This is a genomic window from Virgibacillus sp. W0181 (assembly GCF_051846915.1).
GTDB lineage: Bacteria > Bacillota > Bacilli > Bacillales > Amphibacillaceae > JBPYCR01.
Window position 1 is genome coordinate 1 of sequence record NZ_JBPYCR010000032.1, and the last position, 17,374, is coordinate 17,374.

The window sequence follows — 17,374 nt, forward strand, 5'->3', positions numbered from 1 at the left end:
GTCAAGGACAAACAGCTGCCGCTGTGGCTCAGAGCAATTTATACAAAAAGAAAAATTTCCTGAATTTACCTATAAGCTAGCCGTTCTACCAGAACAAGGGCATTTACACAAAATTATTGACACTCCCAGTAATTCGTTTAATAATAGAGCTCTACTATACAAAAGGTTTGATAATAACTTAATAATATTGAAAAGGGAAGCAATTGTCACGAGCTTAATAGAAAATATTATTTAGCAAACTTCCAGTTTAATTACTATGTGTATATAAAACTTTGAAGAATTGACAAACATTAGCTGTCACAACCCCTACAATTCTCGCTTTAAATAGTACTACAGATAGAAGGCTTATCATACAATTTTTTAAGATCAGCTACTGAATAAAAAGAGTTAGTATAAACAGATAAATGTCAGAAAAATTAGTATATTAAAATGCTGAAATAGCAAAAAAATAGGGAAATAGCACATTGCTATTTCCCTAAAGTAATAAATTAACATTTTATTTTCTATTCCAAAAACGTTGTTCGGCTATAGCGGAAACAAAGTCTTCCCCAAAATCTGGATTATTTTCGGCAAAAACGACTCCAGCTAAATTATTATCTTTCGATGTTTGAATATAAGACTGCCCAGTCGTGGCTACACCAATTGGTTTATAGTGTTTATAGGCATGATGTACAAAGTCTGAAACGTCTTGCATGAATTTAGCTTCGTTTTTAGATTTCCCACCAACAACGTAAATAGCGTCATATAAATATGGACTTGCTGTAAGATAAGTTGCATCGACTTTAAGTTTAGTGCCATCTTCAGCCATAACTGTGCCTAGCGTTTCACTTATAATGTCAACAAAAACTCCTTGTTTTTCCAATGTGTTCAGTACATTTGTTATCTCTTGACTATTAAAACCATCCCCGATTAACACTCCTAATTTTTGCGTATATGCATATTTCGGTGTCGTGTACTGGCTTAGTGAAGGATAACTTGTCGAGACGGAAACATGAGAACCTGTTGGCCGTTCCACACCAATATTATCTGCAACAATGCAAGCCAGTTCCTTATCAACATTTACGAGCAAGTTAACATTTTGTTGGCGGACAGATTCGCTTTCTACTTTCCCAAGCTGGTAGCTGAACCCTTGAATCGTATGCTGCCTTTCAATCGGTGTCATGCTATTCCAAAAAGTCCTCGGCTGAGAAAAGAAGTCGTTAAACGATTCACTTCGCCCCCGTATGACGTGTCCCTCAACCTTTTTCGGATAATGCTCATACCCGCCTTCTTCTGGGGGTGTCGTATATGGTGTATTATTTGCTAATGAATTTTCATGATAGTTTACTTTATCCACATCGATTCGATATCTCATCGGCCCTCGCCGTTGATTATTATGAAACGGACAAATCGGTTTATTGATCGGTAATTCTTGAAAATTCGTTCCAATTCGATGTACTTGTGCCATATGATAAGCAACGAGCCTACCCTGTAGTACGGGATCGTTTGAAAAATCAATTCCCGGCACGACATTTGCTGGATTAAATGCTGCTTGTTCCGACTCCGTATGGTAATTATCAATGTTTCGATTTAATGTCATCTTCCCGACAAGTTGAACAGGGATTAATTCTTCCGGCCAAAACTTTGCAGGATCGAGAATATCAAAATCGTATTTGAATTCATCCTCCAACGGTATGAGCTGAACCCCCAATTCATACTCAGGGTAAGCGCCCTTGTCTATCGCATTTCTTAAATCTCTTCGGTGGAAATCGGGATCAAGTCCGCCGATTTTCAGTGCCTCATCCTGAAGTAGGGAATGAACACCAAGGACAGGTTTCCAGACAAATCTGACAAAGGTTGCAACACCTTGTTCGTTCACAAACAAATACGTATTGATGGACCACGACTCCATCATGCGGTAACTTCGTACAATGCCCCGATCAGACATAATCCATTGCACCATATGAAGAGCTTCCGGATTATTGGCTACATAATCCCAAAAGGTGTCATGTGCACCCGAGGCTGTAGGTATATCAACATCAGGCTTCGATTGGTACGCATGCAACGCATCCGGAAATTTCATTGGGTCTTGGTTAATTAGTACAGGCATAGCAATTGTGGTTAGATCGTAATTTCCTTCCTCGGTATAAAATTTCACGCCCTGACAACGTAAATCTCTAGCCGTATCATAAGATCCTCTAGGCCCTTGTACAGTAGAATAACGGATAGTTAATGGAGTCCTTTTTCCGGGTTCCTGTAAAAAGCATGCTTTTGTCACTTCACTCATCGACTGATAACATTCAAAATCCCCGTATGCACTATAACCTCTTGCATGAACGGTTCTTTCCGGTTCTTCTTCCTGTACAAAATGTGTCATCTTCTCAAAGTAATGCCAGTCTTCGTGTAGAGAAGGACCACGTTCCCCGGCTTTTAGTGTTTCCGAATCATTTGATATTTTCCTTCCTTGGCTTGTCGTCATTGGCTCCCCGGTGTCATGTATGCGATACTGATCTAGTTGCTTTTGCTTACCGTCTTTATTAACAGGATTTTGGTCTCTTGATGACTGATCATCCATGTAATCACCTATCCTTCATTTACTTAATAATCCCCTTTATACATATGCTGCCATTCAATAATTATTCAACTATAGTAAGAAATTATGGGTAAAAAGATTTGGACAAGGTGGATAAAAGAATGGGGATAGTCGCTGAATATAATGGCTATATAGTGTTATTAATCGAGGTTAGAAAATTCAACTTGCACATAAATATACCCACACGGTTGGGATAAGTGTGGGTAGTTAGCAAGTGTCGTATGGATTAATAGAAAATATCATACGGTTCTCTCTGCTGTGATCATACGAACAATTTCACGGCCTATTTCAATCGATGCAGTTGCAGCTGGTGATGGCGCATTACAGACATGAATGCTCTTTTTTCCATTAATGATAAAGAAATCATCTACTAAACTGCCGTCTTCTTTCAATGCTTGAGCCCGTACTCCCGCTTCTGTATGAATTAAGTCCTCTGATTGCAGAGCAGGAATTAGGTGTTGCGCGTTTTCCGTAAATTTAGATTTAACAAAGGATCTAAACATTTCATTCATTCCTTCTCTCATATTACGAAAGGCCAGGCTCCAAAATCCTTTATAGGTCATAATTTCGGAGAAGTCCTGGAGATTAAAATCCGTCTTTTTATACCCTTCTCTTTTGAAGCCAAGAACTGCATTCGGACCAACTTCTATTTCATTGTTAACCATACGCGTAAAATGAACGCCAAGAAAAGGAAAATCCGGATTTGGAACCGGGTATACAAGGTTATTTACTAAACTTTGTTTCTCGGGTCTGATTTTATAATATTCTCCTCTAAATGGCACGATTTTTACATCGGTGACGTAACCAGTCATTTTTGCTATCCGGTCACTTTGAAGGCCAGCACAATTAATCATTAGTTTCCCTTGATAAGTGGTTGAACCGGTTTCTACAGTTACTTCATGATTCGCTTCTGAAATGCTTTTAACTTCATTGCCTAAAATGACATCGCCGCCATTTTGCTTTATGATTTCAGCCATTTTTTCGGATACTTGCTTATAATCAACAATACCTGCCATTGGAACATGAATGGCACCAATCCCATTTACATTCGGCTCTTTTTCAAGCAATTCTTCTTTATTGAGTTTGGTAATCGGAAGTCCGTTTTCTAGGCCGCGCTTGTATAAGTTCTCTAACAAGGGACGTTCGGTTTCCTTCGTTGCAACAATTACTTTTCCGCAAATATCATGTTTAATACCATTCTTCGCACTGAATGCTCGCATCGATTCGCTGCCACTTTTAGCAAACTCGGCTTTATAACTTCCAGGCTTATAATAAATACCGGAATGAATTACACCGCTGTTATGCCCGGTTTGATGCTGAGCCACTTCTTTTTCTTTCTCCAAAATTAAAACTTTAGCATTGGGAAAGCTGTCGTAAATGTTCATGCCAACTGACAAACCTACAATTCCCCCACCAATAATTATAAAATCATACATGTGATTTTCCTCCAGATTCATCTCCTAAATAAATTGCTTCGTATAGTGAGATAATGAGTTGTATAAAAAAGTAAAAACCCATCTATTGTAATATTAAAACTTTTAAATCTATTAAAGTTATTCTACCACAAATGAATTTGTTTTCGTGAACAGATGAAGAAGGATTTCAAATTTCCGTGCCGAATTAACTTGAGAATAGGTTACTGGACTAATGTGCAAGTGGATAAGGATGAAGTGAAGCATTTGCTCCCATATTTTTTAAATGCTAAGATTCTTATACAAAAGGAGACGATTACTTGATACAGAAAGTATTCTTAGATGATACGGTGATTCACCCAGATCATTATCAAGAAGAAAAGATAGCTGGACTACAACAAATCTGCATCGATTTTAAAGTAACAAGCGAAGAATACCATGACATTACGACGCTATTGTATAAAGGAACCTTTGAAGTGAAAGTTCCCGAAAAAGGGTTAAAATTTACAGGGAATATTCAAAAATACTCCACTTCCATTACAAATTTATATCAAAAGGGGCAAGTCGGGGAATTCAAATTATGTCTACGAGAAGTAAAGGACGGAATGAAATGAAAAGTACCGATAAAATTCCAAGCTGGGAAGAAGTTCAAGATGGAATTGTCATTAAGACTCCCGTAGAATTCAATTTCAAGTCGAATTTAGGATATTTAGAGCGAGATAAAAATGAATGTATGTTTGAAGTTAAAAATGGGGTCATTACACGAATTATTCCTGCTGGTGGAGGACATGCATTAGTGCAAGTTAGCTCTTGTGAAAACGATGATTTATTTGTTCGTTTGTTAACGGATACAAAGCCAGATTCAATCGAAAGAAAAATGGCTGTTGTTCGCTATATTGCAGATTGGTTTGATTTGGAGACGAATCTTGCACCGTTTTATGAAATGGCACAAAATGATCCCTTGTTGAAGCGGTTGGTCACAAATAGTTATGGACTTCGATTGATCGGTGTTCCTGATCTTTTTGAAGCATTGTGCTGGGGGGTTTTGGGACAGCAAATTAATTTGCGTTTCGCCTATAGATTGAAGCGTCAATTTGTCGAAACGTTCGGAAAGGCTATTTTTTATAATGGAAATCCGTATTGGATCCACCCTACGTATGAGACAATAGCCAAACTTACCCCGGAAGAATTGGCGGATATAAAAATGACAATGCGTAAAAGTGAATACATTATTGGTATTGCCAAGCTAATGGAGCAAGATGAACTGTCAAAGAGAAAGTTACTGGAATTACGTGACTTTAAAAAAGTGGAAAAGGAACTAACTAGCATACGGGGAATTGGACCATGGACGGCCAACTATGTACTCATGCGCTGTCTTCGTTATCCAGAGGCTTTTCCAATTGACGATATCGGACTTATTAATGCTATAAAGTTTGTACAAGAGATGGAACGAAAGCCGACAAAAGAAGAGATAAAAGAGTTGGCCATTCCTTGGGGAAATTGGGAAGCTTATGCGACTTTTTATTTGTGGAGGGCAGTGTAAGATTGGCTCTTTATGTATAGTTGCAAAGTTCATTGTAGTGGAATTTATGAATTAATGTATAATAAATTTAACTAAAATTGAATGAAACAATTGTTGAGAAGGCGACGCTCAAATAATTATTCACAGAAGGGATAAAAGTAAATGACTAATGAATGGGAACAAGTAGATTTAGGTGTAAAGAGAAAGATATTCCCTCCAGGCGAGTCAATTATGATGATGAAAGTTCACTTTGAAAAAGAAGCAGAAGGAAAGTTGCATAATCACCATCATGAACAATTTACATATGTTTTAGAAGGCGAGTTTAAGTTTTTCATAGATGATAGAGAGCAAATCGTAAAAGCAGGTGAGACAATTTTTATACCTTCAAATTGCAAACATGGTGTGCTCGCATTAGAAGAAGGTGTTTTGCTGGATACATTTACCCCGTTAAGAGAAGATTTGTTAAAAGCTTAAATAAAAAATAGTTCTCTTTGTTTAAGTTGAATATAGGAAGTAGACATTTCTTTGGATTTTACTTAAGTACGATAAAATGAGCGAAAACATAAAATATTAGAAAGGGTGGATGAATTGAAAGTTCTTGTTGTTGGAGCAAATGGTCAGATTGGAAAACATCTCGTTACTTTAATTCAGGACAGTGAGAATATGAAAGCAAAAGCAATGATTCGAAATTCTAAACAAGCTGCTTTCTTTGAAAATGCAGGCGCGGAAACAGCGGTCGCCGATTTGGAAGGGGAAATTGATAACATTGCAGACGTTGCTAAAGACGTTGACGCAATTGTATTCACAGCTGGTTCCGGGCCAAGTACCGGAAAAGACAAGACGATTATGGTCGATTTAGATGGTGCGGTAAAAACAATTGAGGCAGCAAAGGTAGCTAAAGTGAAACGGTTTATTATGATTAGTTCCTTTGACACGAGACGAGAAGCGATTCAAGCAGCATCCGAATCCTTTGCACCATATGTAGCGGCCAAACATTATGCGGATGAATGGTTAAAAGCGACCGATTTGGATTATACAATAATCCATCCTGGCAAGCTAACGAATAATAAAGGAATCGGAAAAGTCGAGGTAGCGGTTGAAGTAGACAGAAATGAGATTCCGAGAGAAGATGTGGCAAGCGTGATTTTTGCTGTGTTGGAAAATGAGAGAACAATTGGGAAAGAATTTCAAGTCGTAGCGGGAACAACACCCATTAAGGATGCGGTTGATACTATTTAGAGAAAACGACATACTAGAATTTGAAAATAAGAGGGCAGTCTATACCTGCTCTCATTTTTTTGTGTTCTATCGGAATAAGCTGAAAAAGTTTCATTTTTCACTTGTTAAAAGACTGCATCATATAAAATTTTTTCGATTTGGCTAAAAAGAATATTTTGGAACATACTACCATATATCATTTTTAGTATTGAATATTTACATCGTTCAAAACCTGTGTTATTCTAATATTTACTTTATCTCTTTACCTTGATAAAGTGATTTTGTAATAAAATTAATCCATTAGGGAAAGGAAGTCATCATGAATAGCAGTTTGAGAATTATCATATTGGCAGGTGCGTTTGTTTCGTTTATTCTTGGGGCTGGAACAGCTACTGGACAAGAAATATTACAGTTCTTCGTTTCATTTGGGTATTATGGAATAGGAGCCATTATCATTGCGGCTATCTTGCATATGTGGTTTGGAGCTTATGCAATGGATGTAGGGCTACGTTTACAAGCTGAAGATTCAAAAGGTGTGTTTAATTATTTTGGCGGTAAATATTTAGGAACATTTTTTTACTGGTTTGCGCAATTATTTATTTTAATTGTTTTTGTTGTTATGATTGCAGGAGCGGGTGCTACCGTATCCGAACACTTTGGAGTAGGTGAAGTTGTCGGAAGAGCATTGATGGCTATCTTAGTTTTAATTACAGCATTGTTACGCTTGGAAACTATCATTAAAATATTAGGAATAGCCGGGCCGGTTATTGTTATATTTGCCATTGTTGTTGGTGGGGGTAATTTTGACGCAACAATGTTTGCTCAGGCTGGGGATACAGTTAAAGGTCTTGACCTTACGATGGCTACTAGCCATTGGTGGCAGGCTGGGTTTGTTTATTCTTCATTTGTATTACTTGTAGCTGCACCATTTTTGTCTAATTTAGGAAAAGAAGAAGTAAATAGAAAACATGTGATTTACGGTGGAATTATTGGCGGGCTTATTATGTTAATTGGGGTATTCATGATCTATATTGGGATACTATCAAACGTAGAAGAAGCAGGTGCTTTAGGAATACCAACATTGTATTTAGCAAGCCAAATTAGCCCTGCGTTAGGGTTAGTGTTCTCTATCATTTTATTGATTGCCATTTATACGACAGCTGTAGGAATGTTGTGGACCGTTTCCAAGCAGTTTTCTGGCGGAAATGAAAAAAGATATCGTATCATAACGGTAATATTAACAATCGTTGGGTTTTTTGGAGGATTATTCCCGTTTGCAACGATTATTGATGTAGTATATCCGATTGTGGGGTATATTGGACTTGTGTTAATTGCTTGTATGTTATACCGGCAGTTTATTAATCCGGGTAAACTTGCAAAAAGCAAGTAATTGTGCAGTTAGAAATGGTTGAACTTGTTTCAGTAAAACTTGTTTCGTAATTTTTCCATGTTCACTCTAACTAAATTATTATAAGAAAGAGGGATAATTTATGAGTAAATATGCAAAGGAACCAGACTATAAAAGGGTAAAGCTGGATATGCCATTCACAGGTATTACGTCATTCCGTAAAGCTCCAATTTGCACAAATCTGGATGAATTGGATGCCGATATTGCAATAATTGGTGTACCTAATGACATGACGACAGCTTGGCGTTCTGGTGCGCGCATGGGTCCAAGATCTATTCGTGAACAATCATCGCTATATTCATTTGGTTCGGGATATGACCACGAGCGCGACATTGTCTACGATAATGATGGTATTAAAATCGTTGATTGTGGCGACGTTTCTATTATTAATGGTGACGTAGAGCAAAGCCATGAAAATACAGAAGAAGTGGTCAGAAAGGTAATTGCCAAAGGTGCTATGCCGATTGTATTGGGTGGAGATCATTCGGTAACAAATCCGGTTGCTTTTGCATTGGACAGCCATGAAAAAGTGAATGTTGTGCAAATTGATGCTCATATGGACTGGCTCAAAGATGCATCTGGACAGCGTTACACGCTAAGTAACCCGATGCGTCGCATGTCGGAAATGGATCATATAAATAAAATGGCGCAGCTTGGAATCCGAGGTGTCGGAAGCAGTCAAAAAGAAGATTTTGATGATGCCCGTGCTTATGGCAGTAAAATCGTATCACCTAAACAACTTAGAAAAATGGGCATTGAGGAAGCTTTAAAAGATATGCCGGATGGTGAAAAATATTACGTTACCATTGATATCGATGGATTGGATGCTTCTATCGCTCCTGGAGCAGGCTCTCCGTCACCAGGCGGTTTTTATTACGATGAAGTCAGTGAAATTCTTGAAGCGGTTGCGAAAAAGGGAAATGTGATCGGGTTTGATTTGGTAGAAGTAAATCCGTTATATGACCCAACAGGTGTAACATCGCAAATTGCTGCAAGGCTCATTATTGATTTTATTAATTTCATCATTTATGAACAAAAGAATGCAAGTAAATAAACAGTAGTTTTATTATGAAGCGATCTTTCGGATAGACACAACAGCTTGTAAGTCACTTCTAATATATACGGGAATCATTCAAAAGAGAACCTTGAAGAAGGGTTCTCTTTTGCTGTCTTTATTCAACATAGAGGCAATGAGGATCTATACATGTGCGAAATGATGATGAGATTTTTAGATAGAAAAAACGAATATAAAAAAGATGATGTTTAAACAGCTTTTACAAAAACCTCTTTTTTATATCCTCTCCGGGCAGTTCACAGCTTTTATTTTGATCAAAAAACCGATGCCTGTTTGAAGCAATTATATTATATGCACTATCACGTACAGGTTTTGGAATAATTAATAGAATGTAAGCCATCTTCCACAGCCCTGTTAAATGCTTTGATATACGAAGTGCTGCGGAAGATTTAGCATACCAGTTATTCTCAACAATCAAAATCATGCTATCCATATGTTCTGGAATATTAAACTGGCGTTTGTATTTTTTGCCGATATCGCTGTCTAGAGAAGCGAATTTAAAAAATTCCTGTGAGTCTCTTTTAATAATAAACTTCACACTCCGATTACAAAAGCTGCAATCACCATCAAAAAGCACGATGCAACTCATTTATTTAACTCGGACTCAATTTTTGGCCGGATGCTTTCCGGTTTTGTTTGTGGTGCAAAACGGTCAACAACTTCCCCGTTTTTATCGACTAAAAACTTCGTAAAATTCCACTTTATATCCTTATTAAGAAGCCCTTTTGCTTCATTTGTCAAATAGTTAAACAACGGATGAGCATGGTCCCCTTTGACATCTACTTTTTGAAACATCGGAAAAGTTACTCCATAATTCAGTTTGCAAAAAGATTCTATTTCCTCATCCGTGCCAGGATCCTGATTGTTAAATTGATTACACGGGAACCCAAGTATTACAAAGCCTTGATCTTTATATTCTTCATATAACTGTTGCAGCCCGTCAAATTGTGGTGTGAAGCCGCATTTGCTCGCTGTGTTCACAATTAGCATGACGTATCCTTTATAGTCCTCAAGTGATTTTTCTTCTCCTGTTATGGTCGTAGCGGAAAATTCGTACAAGTTCATATGATGCTTCACTCCTTTGACAAAAGAATAGCAATTAGGAGAAAGGCTGTCAAAAATCGGATATATGAAAATTAAAACAGCAATTATAAAAAGCCTTCTAGAATCTTGCGTCTTTAGTATTGCATTGCTAGAAGAATTCATTAAAAACAAAAAAGTGACCCGATTAGGGCCACTTTAAATTGATTATGCTTCTTGCTTCACTTTATCTTCTTTTTCAATTCGGTCGAGACGGCGCTGTATTTCATCCGGTGATAAGTTGTGCTCTTTTACATACATGTTACGCGGACTAATACGGCATTCGTGAGTACAGCCACGCATATATTTATGTTCATTTTCTTCTGAACATAGTATTTGCTTGTTACATTCCGGCTTTGCGCAGTTGACATAACGTTCACATGGTTTTCCGTCGAAATAATCAACACCGACGACAACGTGTTCTTTTTGATTAATTGGTACGGTTAGTCGCTCGTCAAAAACGTAGCATTGACCGTCCCATAAATCACCTTGAACCTCAGGATCTTTACCATACGATACGATGCCACCATGGAGTTGAGCAACATCTTCAAAACCTTCCTTAACGAGCCAACCCGAAAATTTTTCGCAACGGATGCCACCTGTGCAATACGTTAAAATCCGTTTACCTTCAATTAGATGCTTATTTTCACGGACCCAATCCGGTAACTCGCGGAAGGTCTCAATATCCGGGCGAATTGCACCTCTGAAGTGACCAACATCATATTCGTAGTCATTGCGGGCATCCAATACAACTGTATTTTCATCCTGCATCGCTTTATAAAATTCTTTTGGAGTTAAATAGCTTCCCGTTGTTTCTTTTGGGTTAATATCGTCCTCCAATCGAAGGGTAACTAGTTCTTTTCTAGGGCGCACATGCATTTTCTTGAAGGCGTGTCCCTCATGCTCATCAATTTTAAAAACCATATTAGAGAATCGAGGATCTTGATGCATCGCTTCCATGTACTTATTTGTTTGCTCAATGGTTCCGGAAACGGTTCCGTTGATCCCTTCCTGAGCAACAAGAATTCGTCCTTTTAACCCTAATTCATTACAAAATTGTAAATGCTCCATTGCATATTCTTCGGGCTCTTCAATATGCACATAATGATAATACAATAAAACGTGATATTTATTACTCATCTTTCATCCACCTACCATTCATATTTGCAAGATATAAATGTATGGGGGTATTTAATTTTATAGTCTTGCAACTGTATATTTTAGCATGTTTTTATTTGTTTCACCAGTAATTTTTTTATTTACTAAGATATACATCTGGATGTTTCCAAATGGTTTTTTAACTGCTATATCACATATAACAGCTTTAAGCTGGCTATTTCTTTTTGAGTAATTTTTTTACAGTTAAGTGATGGTAAATAGTTAACAAAATAATAATTAAACTGAAGACACTTGATAAAAGAGCATTCATCGCAAATACTCGATTCGTTTGAAGATTAAACATTGGTTCACCACTTTCTAGATTAGTTTTTTAAAAAGATAAGAATGTATAAAATTTTTCGCGTATCTGTCTAGCTTCAGCGCCCAGAAACTAGGCGACTTCCCACAGCGCCTTGCGATAAAGAAGACTTGCCGATGGCTTTAGCCAGAGGCTTAGTCGCCCTTATGCCCTTGGGTGAAAGTTATCATCGATTCGCGGTGCTCATCGTGATTTCTTTATCTCAGTTGCTTTGGTCCACTCGCTACGTTTCTAGGCGGGGCGCTTGCGCTTTTCTTAAGTTATTTGCTGGTTAGAATACAAAAGAGACCGGAGTGTTCATTCATCCGATCTCCTGAATATATCAATTAACCTATGTACTTCATAAAATGTTGTACAGCTTGTTCACCGGCATCTACCCATTTATCTTTATTATCAATATGACCGTCTGTATCTAATGGTTTTTGAAATTGGTTAAACCCAACTGCACTTAGCAGCGAGTTCTCATCTCGGTCCAGCCCGACATTTACAACGTGTTTAATAATATAGGGGGTGGAAAATTCAAGCTGGGCATCATGTCGATCCAATTCTCCTTTAATAACATTAAAAGGAATTCGTACATAAATAGATTCTCCACCTTCACGCCATAAAACTGCATCAAAGTGACCACGATCATACTCCCAATTTCCTGCCAGACAATAACCATGTTGTTTACACATGTTTTGAACCTGTCCAAAATATGTCTGTCTTCCAGTAATATCACTATCTAATTTAATCATAAAATAGCCCTCCTGTTACATTATTTGGTTATATGATTTACTAAAAACGGGTAGACCATACTTGAAAACGGGTTTTCCTTTAATAAATCTTCTGTTTTGGAGGTTTTTTTAATTAAGTTAATCAAAATGCTTGCATTTTTTTTCAAAAACGTTTAAAGTTGAATATGCAAATGAAATTGAAGTAATACTTTATGATCTCTTTGAACAAGTGGTGTAAAAGTATTTATGATTCAATTACTTTGCACGATATTTGTAAAAGGAGGTCATTTATATGATGACTGGTAAAGTAAAATGGTTTAACGCAGAAAAAGGCTTTGGATTTATCGAGCGTGAAGATGGCGACGACGTATTCGTACACTTCTCAGCAATTCAAGCTGAAGGCTTCAAAACGCTTGAAGAAGGTCAAGACGTTGAATTTGAAATCGTTGAAGGCGAGCGCGGACCACAAGCTGCTAACGTTTCAGCTGTATAATTAAATTCAAAAAAGCTTGTCTCACATTTGTGGGATGAGCTTTTTTTTGTTATGAGAGGATGACGATCTATTGAATCAACCATTGAATTGGCAGCGAGCAGCTGAAGAAGAGTGGGATGAACGGGCACATTTCTGGAATGAGCGCAGCAAAAAAATGTGGGATACCGGTAGCAGAAGAAAAATCATTCCATTTTTTAATAAGCACGTAAATAATGGAAAAGCGATACTTGATGTTGGATGTGGAGATGGTTATGGGTCTTTGCAATTAAGTAAATCCGGTTACGATGTTACAGCTGTTGATATTTCAAAGGAAATGATCACCCTTGCCCGAAATCATAGACAACAGAAGGATATAAATTTTTTGCAGTCGGATGTTGCGAAGCTTCCGTTTGCGGATGGAAGTTTTGCTGGCATTTTATCGATAAATGTACTTGAATGGACGGAAGACCCACTTGCCGCCCTAAAAGAAATTCAACGTGTCTTGCAAGTGAATGGCCACCTTTGTATAGGTATACTTGGTCCAACTGCAGGGCCTAGAATTAACAGCTACGCTCGTCTATATGGTAATCAAGTCATATGCAATACGATGATGCCATGGGAATTTATGCAGCTTGCATTGGAAAATGGCTGGGAATATGTAGATGGATTTGGCGTTTATAAAGAAGGAATAAAGGAAAGTCATTATAGTGGATTGCCTCTGGAATTAAAGCAAGCACTAACGTTTATGTGGGTATTTATGCTGCGAAAGGGGAAAAATGATGAACCGGAAACAGAAGGATGAGCAGATTATTCAAGCATATCAGGATGACGAGCGCATGATGATTTTAATCTATGCGCAGTGGTGTATCAATAATGATTTAGATCCGGTTGCATTATATAACCAAGCGTACCCGAACCAATTACGGAATGACGCATTGATTGATGCACTTGAATTAACTGTGTCCAAGCAAGAATCCGAACAAATAGAAAATCAAACGGTATTGAATATACTGCAAATTTTCGGTAATGATAATTTAGCATTTATTGTTCAAAATGAAATCGAGAAACGGGAAAGAAAATAAATCTCCCATTTCTCGAAATTTATATGAGCGTAGGTAATTGCTTGCCACTTAGCGTTCAAAAAGCTTAATTAAAGCCTGTGTTCCACTGTCCTGATCACCTTTGGAAGCGAGCTCTTTATACAAACTCAGGGAAAGCTCAAGTCCGGGTGTGGATAAGCCCATATCTTTTGCCGATTCCAGTGCGATGGTCATATCTTTTATAAAATGCTTTACATAAAAACCTGGTGCAAAGTCCCCTTTGATCATTCGAGGCGCAAGATTGGATAGAGACCAACTACCCGCTGCACCGGTTGTAATACTTTCAAGCACCTTTGTCGGCTCAAGTCCTGCTTTTTTTGCATAAACAATCGTTTCGCAAACGCCGATCATATTTGAAGCAATTGTGATCTGATTTGCAAGCTTAGTATGTTGCCCGGCGCCAGCTTCACCTTGGTAAACAATATTTTCTCCGATTACTTCAAAAATTGGCTGAATTTTTTCATATGCAAAAGCATCTCCGCCAATCATAATTGCCATTGTTCCGTTTTTGGCTCCGATATCACCACCAGAAACAGGAGCATCCAAAGCATAAAGATCACGCGCTTTTGCCAGTTTGTGAATTTTTTTTGCTAAATCAGGCTTCGACGTCGTCATATCAACGATGTAAGAACCAGGCTTTGCGTTATTAATAATTCCGTTATCTCCAAGATAAACATGCTCTACATCTTGTGGATACCCAACCATTGTCATAATAACATCTGCAGATTGTGCAATTTCAGCGGGCGAGTCTTTCCAGATTGCTCCTTGTTCAATTAAATTTTTTGCTTTTGATTTAGTTCGAGTATAAATATGTACGGTAAACCCTGCCTTTTGTAAGTTAGCAGCAATGCTTTTTCCCATTACACCAATTCCAATAAAACCAATAACTTTAGCTTTAATATCCACAAAAATTCCCCCTAAATTTTTTATCTTTAAGTGTATGTTCAAAAGAAAGATCAAAGCGATTTTTACTGTACTTTTTGAACAACCTCTTTAAGAGCAAATTCAATTATTTTCATTAAAATAACTGCATCGCTTAAAAAAGGTTTTATATCCACATATTAACACGCTTTCATTTTAGAAATAAAGAATCATCTGTTTTCGATTTACACATAGTATGGTTATAGTTATAAAAGCATTGCGCTTTTAATCATCTCTTTAATACGCACTAGTTAAGATAACTGTAACATATATTACACAGAACGGAGGAAGATTGTTATGCTTACAAAAGAGCAGTTGAGTCATTTAAAATCAATCTTGATTGAACGGCAAAATGAACTAATACAGCATATGGATAATCGCTACGGGCTATCTGTACAATCATCAGAAGCAGTTGGAGAGCTTTCGATGTATGACAATCATCCTGCAGATATGGGGACGGAAACATTTGAAAGAGGGAAGGACCTTGCATTAGTCGGTCATGCTGAAAAGGAATTGGAACAAATAAATGAAGCGATTCATGCAGTAGAGGAAAATACGTATGGAATATGTAGTAAGTGTGGGCAAGATATACCGTATGAGCGACTGACAGTTGTGCCAACGACTGATCGTTGTCACGAACATGCCGTTAATAATACATTTAGCCGGGAGAGACCGGTTGAAGAAGAAGTTTTTAGCCCGAACATTAACCCAGATGAGGTAACGGAGGAGAATCAGGTTGGGTACGATGCAGAAGATGCATGGCAGGATGTAAGTCGATACGGCACTTCAGAAACAGCCTCCGATTTCTATGGAGACCGCGATGACTACAATGAAATGTATCCAAATAGTGATGAGTTGGTCGGATCCACAGAAAGTGTGGAATCCTTTTTGGCAGCTAATATGGATGGTTCGTATAAAGAAAATACACCTAATCACCGAAAATATGAAGAGGACGAATTCGAATAGGGCATATAAGAAAAGGGCAGGCGCCCATGCAGCTATGCACAAACTTTTATACTTTCCGCCGTAATAAAAAATTACTCCAAGCAACTCTATGCTCGGAGTAGTTTTTTACTATTTCTGCAATTTAGGCGCCTCTTTTTCATCAGTTAACGTTAATTCAGTTGTTTGCAGTTTTCCGTCTCTGGAAAATTCAACTTTTAACGTGTCACCAATCTTTGTTTCATTGTACATATATACGCGTAAATCGAGCAATGACTTTATTTCCTCATCATTAATCTTCGTAATAATATCAAACTGCTTTAATCCAGCTTTCTGAGCGGGTGAATCATCTTGTACGTCCGCAATAACCATTCCGCCTTCTACACCATCTGGAAGTGCAATTTTATTTTGATATTGCATTGGCACTTGATTGACAGCTGCTGTACTGATGCCGATTAATGGACGGGTAATTTTACCTTCTGTTTCCAGTTGCTCAATTATTGGCAATACGGTATCGCTAGGTATTGCAAATCCAATCCCTTCTACAGCTTGTTGTGCTATTTTCATCGAATTTATGCCAATTACTTTTCCATCACTGTTAACGAGTGCTCCACCACTATTTCCCGGGTTGATTGCTGCATCCGTCTGAATAACTTCTGTTACCCAGTCCGGTTGACGATCGCCATTCGTATCCACCTCGATTGAACGTTCCAATCCACTAATAATTCCTTTCGTTACGGAACCGGCAAATTCGGACCCAAGTGGGTTACCAATGGCTGCAACGGTCTGTCCGACTTGTAGTTCTTTGGATGATGCAAATGACGCGACAGTATCGATTCCTTTGTCATCTATTTCTAGTACTGCTAAATCGGTTAATGGATCTGTACCTAAAACGGTTGCTTTTACTTGTTTATCCTTGTTTATATCAACCTTTACTTCTTTAGCATTTGCGACGACGTGGTTATTTGTTACAACATACGCTTTTCCATTTTCTTTCTTATAAATGACACCTGTACCTGCACCGGCCTGTTCCGAGCTTTCCCACATACTTTGCTGCTGCAGGTTTGTAACGCCGACGACAGCTTCTGTAGTATTTTCAATTTGGAGTGTTTGGTCATTGCTATTTAATAAGTCTGTCGATACGTGTTGTGCTTGTTCGGTTTGTTTGTCGGGTGTTGCTTCCGTCTGGTTATTACCTAGCCCCGAGATTGGGATAACATTTGTTAAGACAAGGGTGACAATAATTGCTGCTGAAATAACGCCGCCCGCCAGACCACTCATCAAATGGCTAACAAAAGGTTTCCGACTTTTGTGCTTGTTTTCTTTTGCGTTTGTGTTGTTCGGACTTGTATTTGTAACATCTTCGGTAGATGAAGATTCGAGTGATTGATTTTCTTGTTCATTATTATCCATTTTGATCATCCTTTCAATTGTTCTATTGCTATTGTACGATGTTGTT

At 37.9% G+C, this 17,374-nt stretch carries 19 protein-coding genes; 11 read left to right on the forward strand and 8 right to left on the reverse strand.

Translation table 11 applies throughout. The features are described 5' to 3' along the window. The coding region (locus ACLIBG_RS12000; protein WP_439313002.1) for a hypothetical protein at window positions 1–235 on the forward strand (235 nt) is incomplete at its 5' end. Between the two features lie 261 nt (window positions 236–496). On the opposite strand, the gene ACLIBG_RS12005 is transcribed toward ACLIBG_RS12000, so the two are convergent. Together ACLIBG_RS12005 and lhgO are read right to left on the reverse strand one after the other, a co-directional pair. Next, window positions 497–2,554, reverse strand: a complete 2,058-nt coding sequence (locus ACLIBG_RS12005) for a catalase (protein ID WP_439313003.1) — start codon at window positions 2,552–2,554, stop codon at window positions 497–499. A gap of 257 nt (window positions 2,555–2,811) precedes the next feature. Beyond that, the gene (lhgO, locus tag ACLIBG_RS12010; RefSeq protein WP_439313004.1) at window positions 2,812–4,008 is read right to left on the reverse strand and encodes an L-2-hydroxyglutarate oxidase; all 1,197 of its coding nucleotides are present in this window, start codon (window positions 4,006–4,008) and stop codon (window positions 2,812–2,814) included. A gap of 296 nt (window positions 4,009–4,304) precedes the next feature. Between lhgO and ACLIBG_RS12015 the strand changes: the two genes are divergently transcribed. The 6 genes from ACLIBG_RS12015 to speB all read left to right on the forward strand — a co-directional run bounded on the left by ACLIBG_RS12015 (window position 4,305) and on the right by speB (window position 9,186). Then, window positions 4,305–4,598, forward strand: coding sequence for a DUF3219 family protein (locus tag ACLIBG_RS12015; protein WP_439313005.1), 294 nt, complete (start codon window positions 4,305–4,307; stop codon window positions 4,596–4,598). Then, complete coding sequence (locus tag ACLIBG_RS12020; RefSeq protein WP_439313006.1) at window positions 4,595–5,527, forward strand: DNA-3-methyladenine glycosylase family protein; 933 nt, start codon at window positions 4,595–4,597, stop codon at window positions 5,525–5,527. The genes ACLIBG_RS12015 and ACLIBG_RS12020 overlap by 4 nt, the downstream gene beginning before the upstream one ends. Window positions 5,528–5,668: 141 nt before the next feature. After that, complete coding sequence (locus tag ACLIBG_RS12025) at window positions 5,669–5,980, forward strand: cupin domain-containing protein (RefSeq protein ID WP_439313007.1); 312 nt, start codon at window positions 5,669–5,671, stop codon at window positions 5,978–5,980. Window positions 5,981–6,094: 114 nt separating this feature from the next. Beyond that, complete coding sequence (locus tag ACLIBG_RS12030; protein ID WP_439313008.1) at window positions 6,095–6,745, forward strand: SDR family oxidoreductase; 651 nt, start codon at window positions 6,095–6,097, stop codon at window positions 6,743–6,745. Window positions 6,746–7,043: 298 nt separating this feature from the next. Further along, window positions 7,044–8,114, forward strand: a complete 1,071-nt coding sequence (locus ACLIBG_RS12035; protein WP_439313009.1) for a YkvI family membrane protein — start codon at window positions 7,044–7,046, stop codon at window positions 8,112–8,114. A gap of 100 nt (window positions 8,115–8,214) precedes the next feature. After that, on the forward strand, window positions 8,215–9,186 hold the full coding sequence (gene speB / locus ACLIBG_RS12040; RefSeq protein ID WP_439313010.1) for an agmatinase: 972 nt from the start codon (window positions 8,215–8,217) through the stop codon (window positions 9,184–9,186). A 220-nt stretch (window positions 9,187–9,406) separates the two neighbouring features. Here speB and ACLIBG_RS12045 read toward each other — a convergent pair whose 3' ends face one another. The 4 genes from ACLIBG_RS12045 to ACLIBG_RS12060 form a co-directional block, all read right to left on the reverse strand. Next, complete coding sequence (locus tag ACLIBG_RS12045; protein ID WP_439313011.1) at window positions 9,407–9,784, reverse strand: thiol-disulfide oxidoreductase DCC family protein; 378 nt, start codon at window positions 9,782–9,784, stop codon at window positions 9,407–9,409. Between the two features lie 8 nt (window positions 9,785–9,792). Next, the gene (locus ACLIBG_RS12050) at window positions 9,793–10,272 is read right to left on the reverse strand and encodes a glutathione peroxidase (RefSeq protein ID WP_439313012.1); all 480 of its coding nucleotides are present in this window, start codon (window positions 10,270–10,272) and stop codon (window positions 9,793–9,795) included. Window positions 10,273–10,455: 183 nt separating this feature from the next. After that, window positions 10,456–11,427, reverse strand: a complete 972-nt coding sequence (trhO, locus tag ACLIBG_RS12055) for an oxygen-dependent tRNA uridine(34) hydroxylase TrhO (RefSeq protein WP_439313013.1) — start codon at window positions 11,425–11,427, stop codon at window positions 10,456–10,458. A 663-nt stretch (window positions 11,428–12,090) separates the two neighbouring features. Further along, window positions 12,091–12,501 (reverse strand): YugN family protein, encoded by a 411-nt coding sequence (locus ACLIBG_RS12060; protein WP_439313014.1) that lies wholly within the window; start codon window positions 12,499–12,501, stop codon window positions 12,091–12,093. Between the two features lie 271 nt (window positions 12,502–12,772). On the opposite strand from ACLIBG_RS12060, the gene ACLIBG_RS12065 reads away from it, so the two are divergent. The 3 genes from ACLIBG_RS12065 (at window position 12,773) to ACLIBG_RS12075 (ending at window position 14,034) form a co-directional block, all read left to right on the forward strand. Continuing rightward, the gene (locus ACLIBG_RS12065; RefSeq protein WP_439313015.1) at window positions 12,773–12,973 is read left to right on the forward strand and encodes a cold shock domain-containing protein; all 201 of its coding nucleotides are present in this window, start codon (window positions 12,773–12,775) and stop codon (window positions 12,971–12,973) included. A gap of 70 nt (window positions 12,974–13,043) precedes the next feature. After that, a complete protein-coding gene (locus tag ACLIBG_RS12070; RefSeq protein ID WP_439313016.1) occupies window positions 13,044–13,754 on the forward strand; it encodes a class I SAM-dependent methyltransferase in 711 nt (236 codons plus the stop codon). After that, window positions 13,732–14,034 carry a hypothetical protein gene (locus ACLIBG_RS12075; RefSeq protein ID WP_439313017.1) on the forward strand — a complete coding sequence of 101 codons (303 nt, stop codon included), beginning with the start codon at window positions 13,732–13,734 and terminating at the stop codon, window positions 14,032–14,034. Before ACLIBG_RS12070 ends, ACLIBG_RS12075 begins: the two co-directional genes overlap by 23 nt. Window positions 14,035–14,082: 48 nt before the next feature. Here the strand turns inward: ACLIBG_RS12075 and ACLIBG_RS12080 are convergent, their stop codons facing one another. Next, window positions 14,083–14,964, reverse strand: a complete 882-nt coding sequence (locus tag ACLIBG_RS12080; RefSeq protein WP_439313042.1) for an NAD(P)-dependent oxidoreductase — start codon at window positions 14,962–14,964, stop codon at window positions 14,083–14,085. Window positions 14,965–15,270: 306 nt separating this feature from the next. Between ACLIBG_RS12080 and ACLIBG_RS12085 the strand changes: the two genes are divergently transcribed. Further along, a complete protein-coding gene (locus ACLIBG_RS12085) occupies window positions 15,271–15,939 on the forward strand; it encodes a TraR/DksA C4-type zinc finger protein (RefSeq protein WP_439313018.1) in 669 nt (222 codons plus the stop codon). Window positions 15,940–16,047: 108 nt separating this feature from the next. Here the strand turns inward: ACLIBG_RS12085 and ACLIBG_RS12090 are convergent, their stop codons facing one another. Continuing rightward, complete coding sequence (locus ACLIBG_RS12090) at window positions 16,048–17,328, reverse strand: S1C family serine protease (protein ID WP_439313019.1); 1,281 nt, start codon at window positions 17,326–17,328, stop codon at window positions 16,048–16,050. Between the last annotated feature and the right edge of the window lie 46 nt (window positions 17,329–17,374).

What these genes read in the sequence shown, in the direction of transcription:
- speB (WP_439313010.1), top strand. Translation starts at nt 8,215, where the DNA reads ATGAGTAAATATGCAAAGGAACCAGACTATAAAAGGGTAAAGCTGGAT.
- ACLIBG_RS12085 (WP_439313018.1), top strand. Translation starts at nt 15,271, where the DNA reads ATGCTTACAAAAGAGCAGTTGAGTCATTTAAAATCAATCTTGATTGAA.
- lhgO (WP_439313004.1), bottom strand. Translation starts at nt 4,008, where the DNA reads ATGTATGATTTTATAATTATTGGTGGGGGAATTGTAGGTTTGTCAGTT.
- ACLIBG_RS12050 (WP_439313012.1), bottom strand. Translation starts at nt 10,272, where the DNA reads ATGAACTTGTACGAATTTTCCGCTACGACCATAACAGGAGAAGAAAAA.
- ACLIBG_RS12005 (WP_439313003.1), bottom strand. Translation starts at nt 2,554, where the DNA reads ATGGATGATCAGTCATCAAGAGACCAAAATCCTGTTAATAAAGACGGT.
- ACLIBG_RS12075 (WP_439313017.1), top strand. Translation starts at nt 13,732, where the DNA reads ATGAACCGGAAACAGAAGGATGAGCAGATTATTCAAGCATATCAGGAT.
- ACLIBG_RS12060 (WP_439313014.1), bottom strand. Translation starts at nt 12,501, where the DNA reads ATGATTAAATTAGATAGTGATATTACTGGAAGACAGACATATTTTGGA.
- ACLIBG_RS12020 (WP_439313006.1), top strand. Translation starts at nt 4,595, where the DNA reads ATGAAAAGTACCGATAAAATTCCAAGCTGGGAAGAAGTTCAAGATGGA.
- ACLIBG_RS12090 (WP_439313019.1), bottom strand. Translation starts at nt 17,328, where the DNA reads ATGGATAATAATGAACAAGAAAATCAATCACTCGAATCTTCATCTACC.
- ACLIBG_RS12025 (WP_439313007.1), top strand. Translation starts at nt 5,669, where the DNA reads ATGACTAATGAATGGGAACAAGTAGATTTAGGTGTAAAGAGAAAGATA.
- ACLIBG_RS12035 (WP_439313009.1), top strand. Translation starts at nt 7,044, where the DNA reads ATGAATAGCAGTTTGAGAATTATCATATTGGCAGGTGCGTTTGTTTCG.
- ACLIBG_RS12065 (WP_439313015.1), top strand. Translation starts at nt 12,773, where the DNA reads ATGATGACTGGTAAAGTAAAATGGTTTAACGCAGAAAAAGGCTTTGGA.
- trhO (WP_439313013.1), bottom strand. Translation starts at nt 11,427, where the DNA reads ATGAGTAATAAATATCACGTTTTATTGTATTATCATTATGTGCATATT.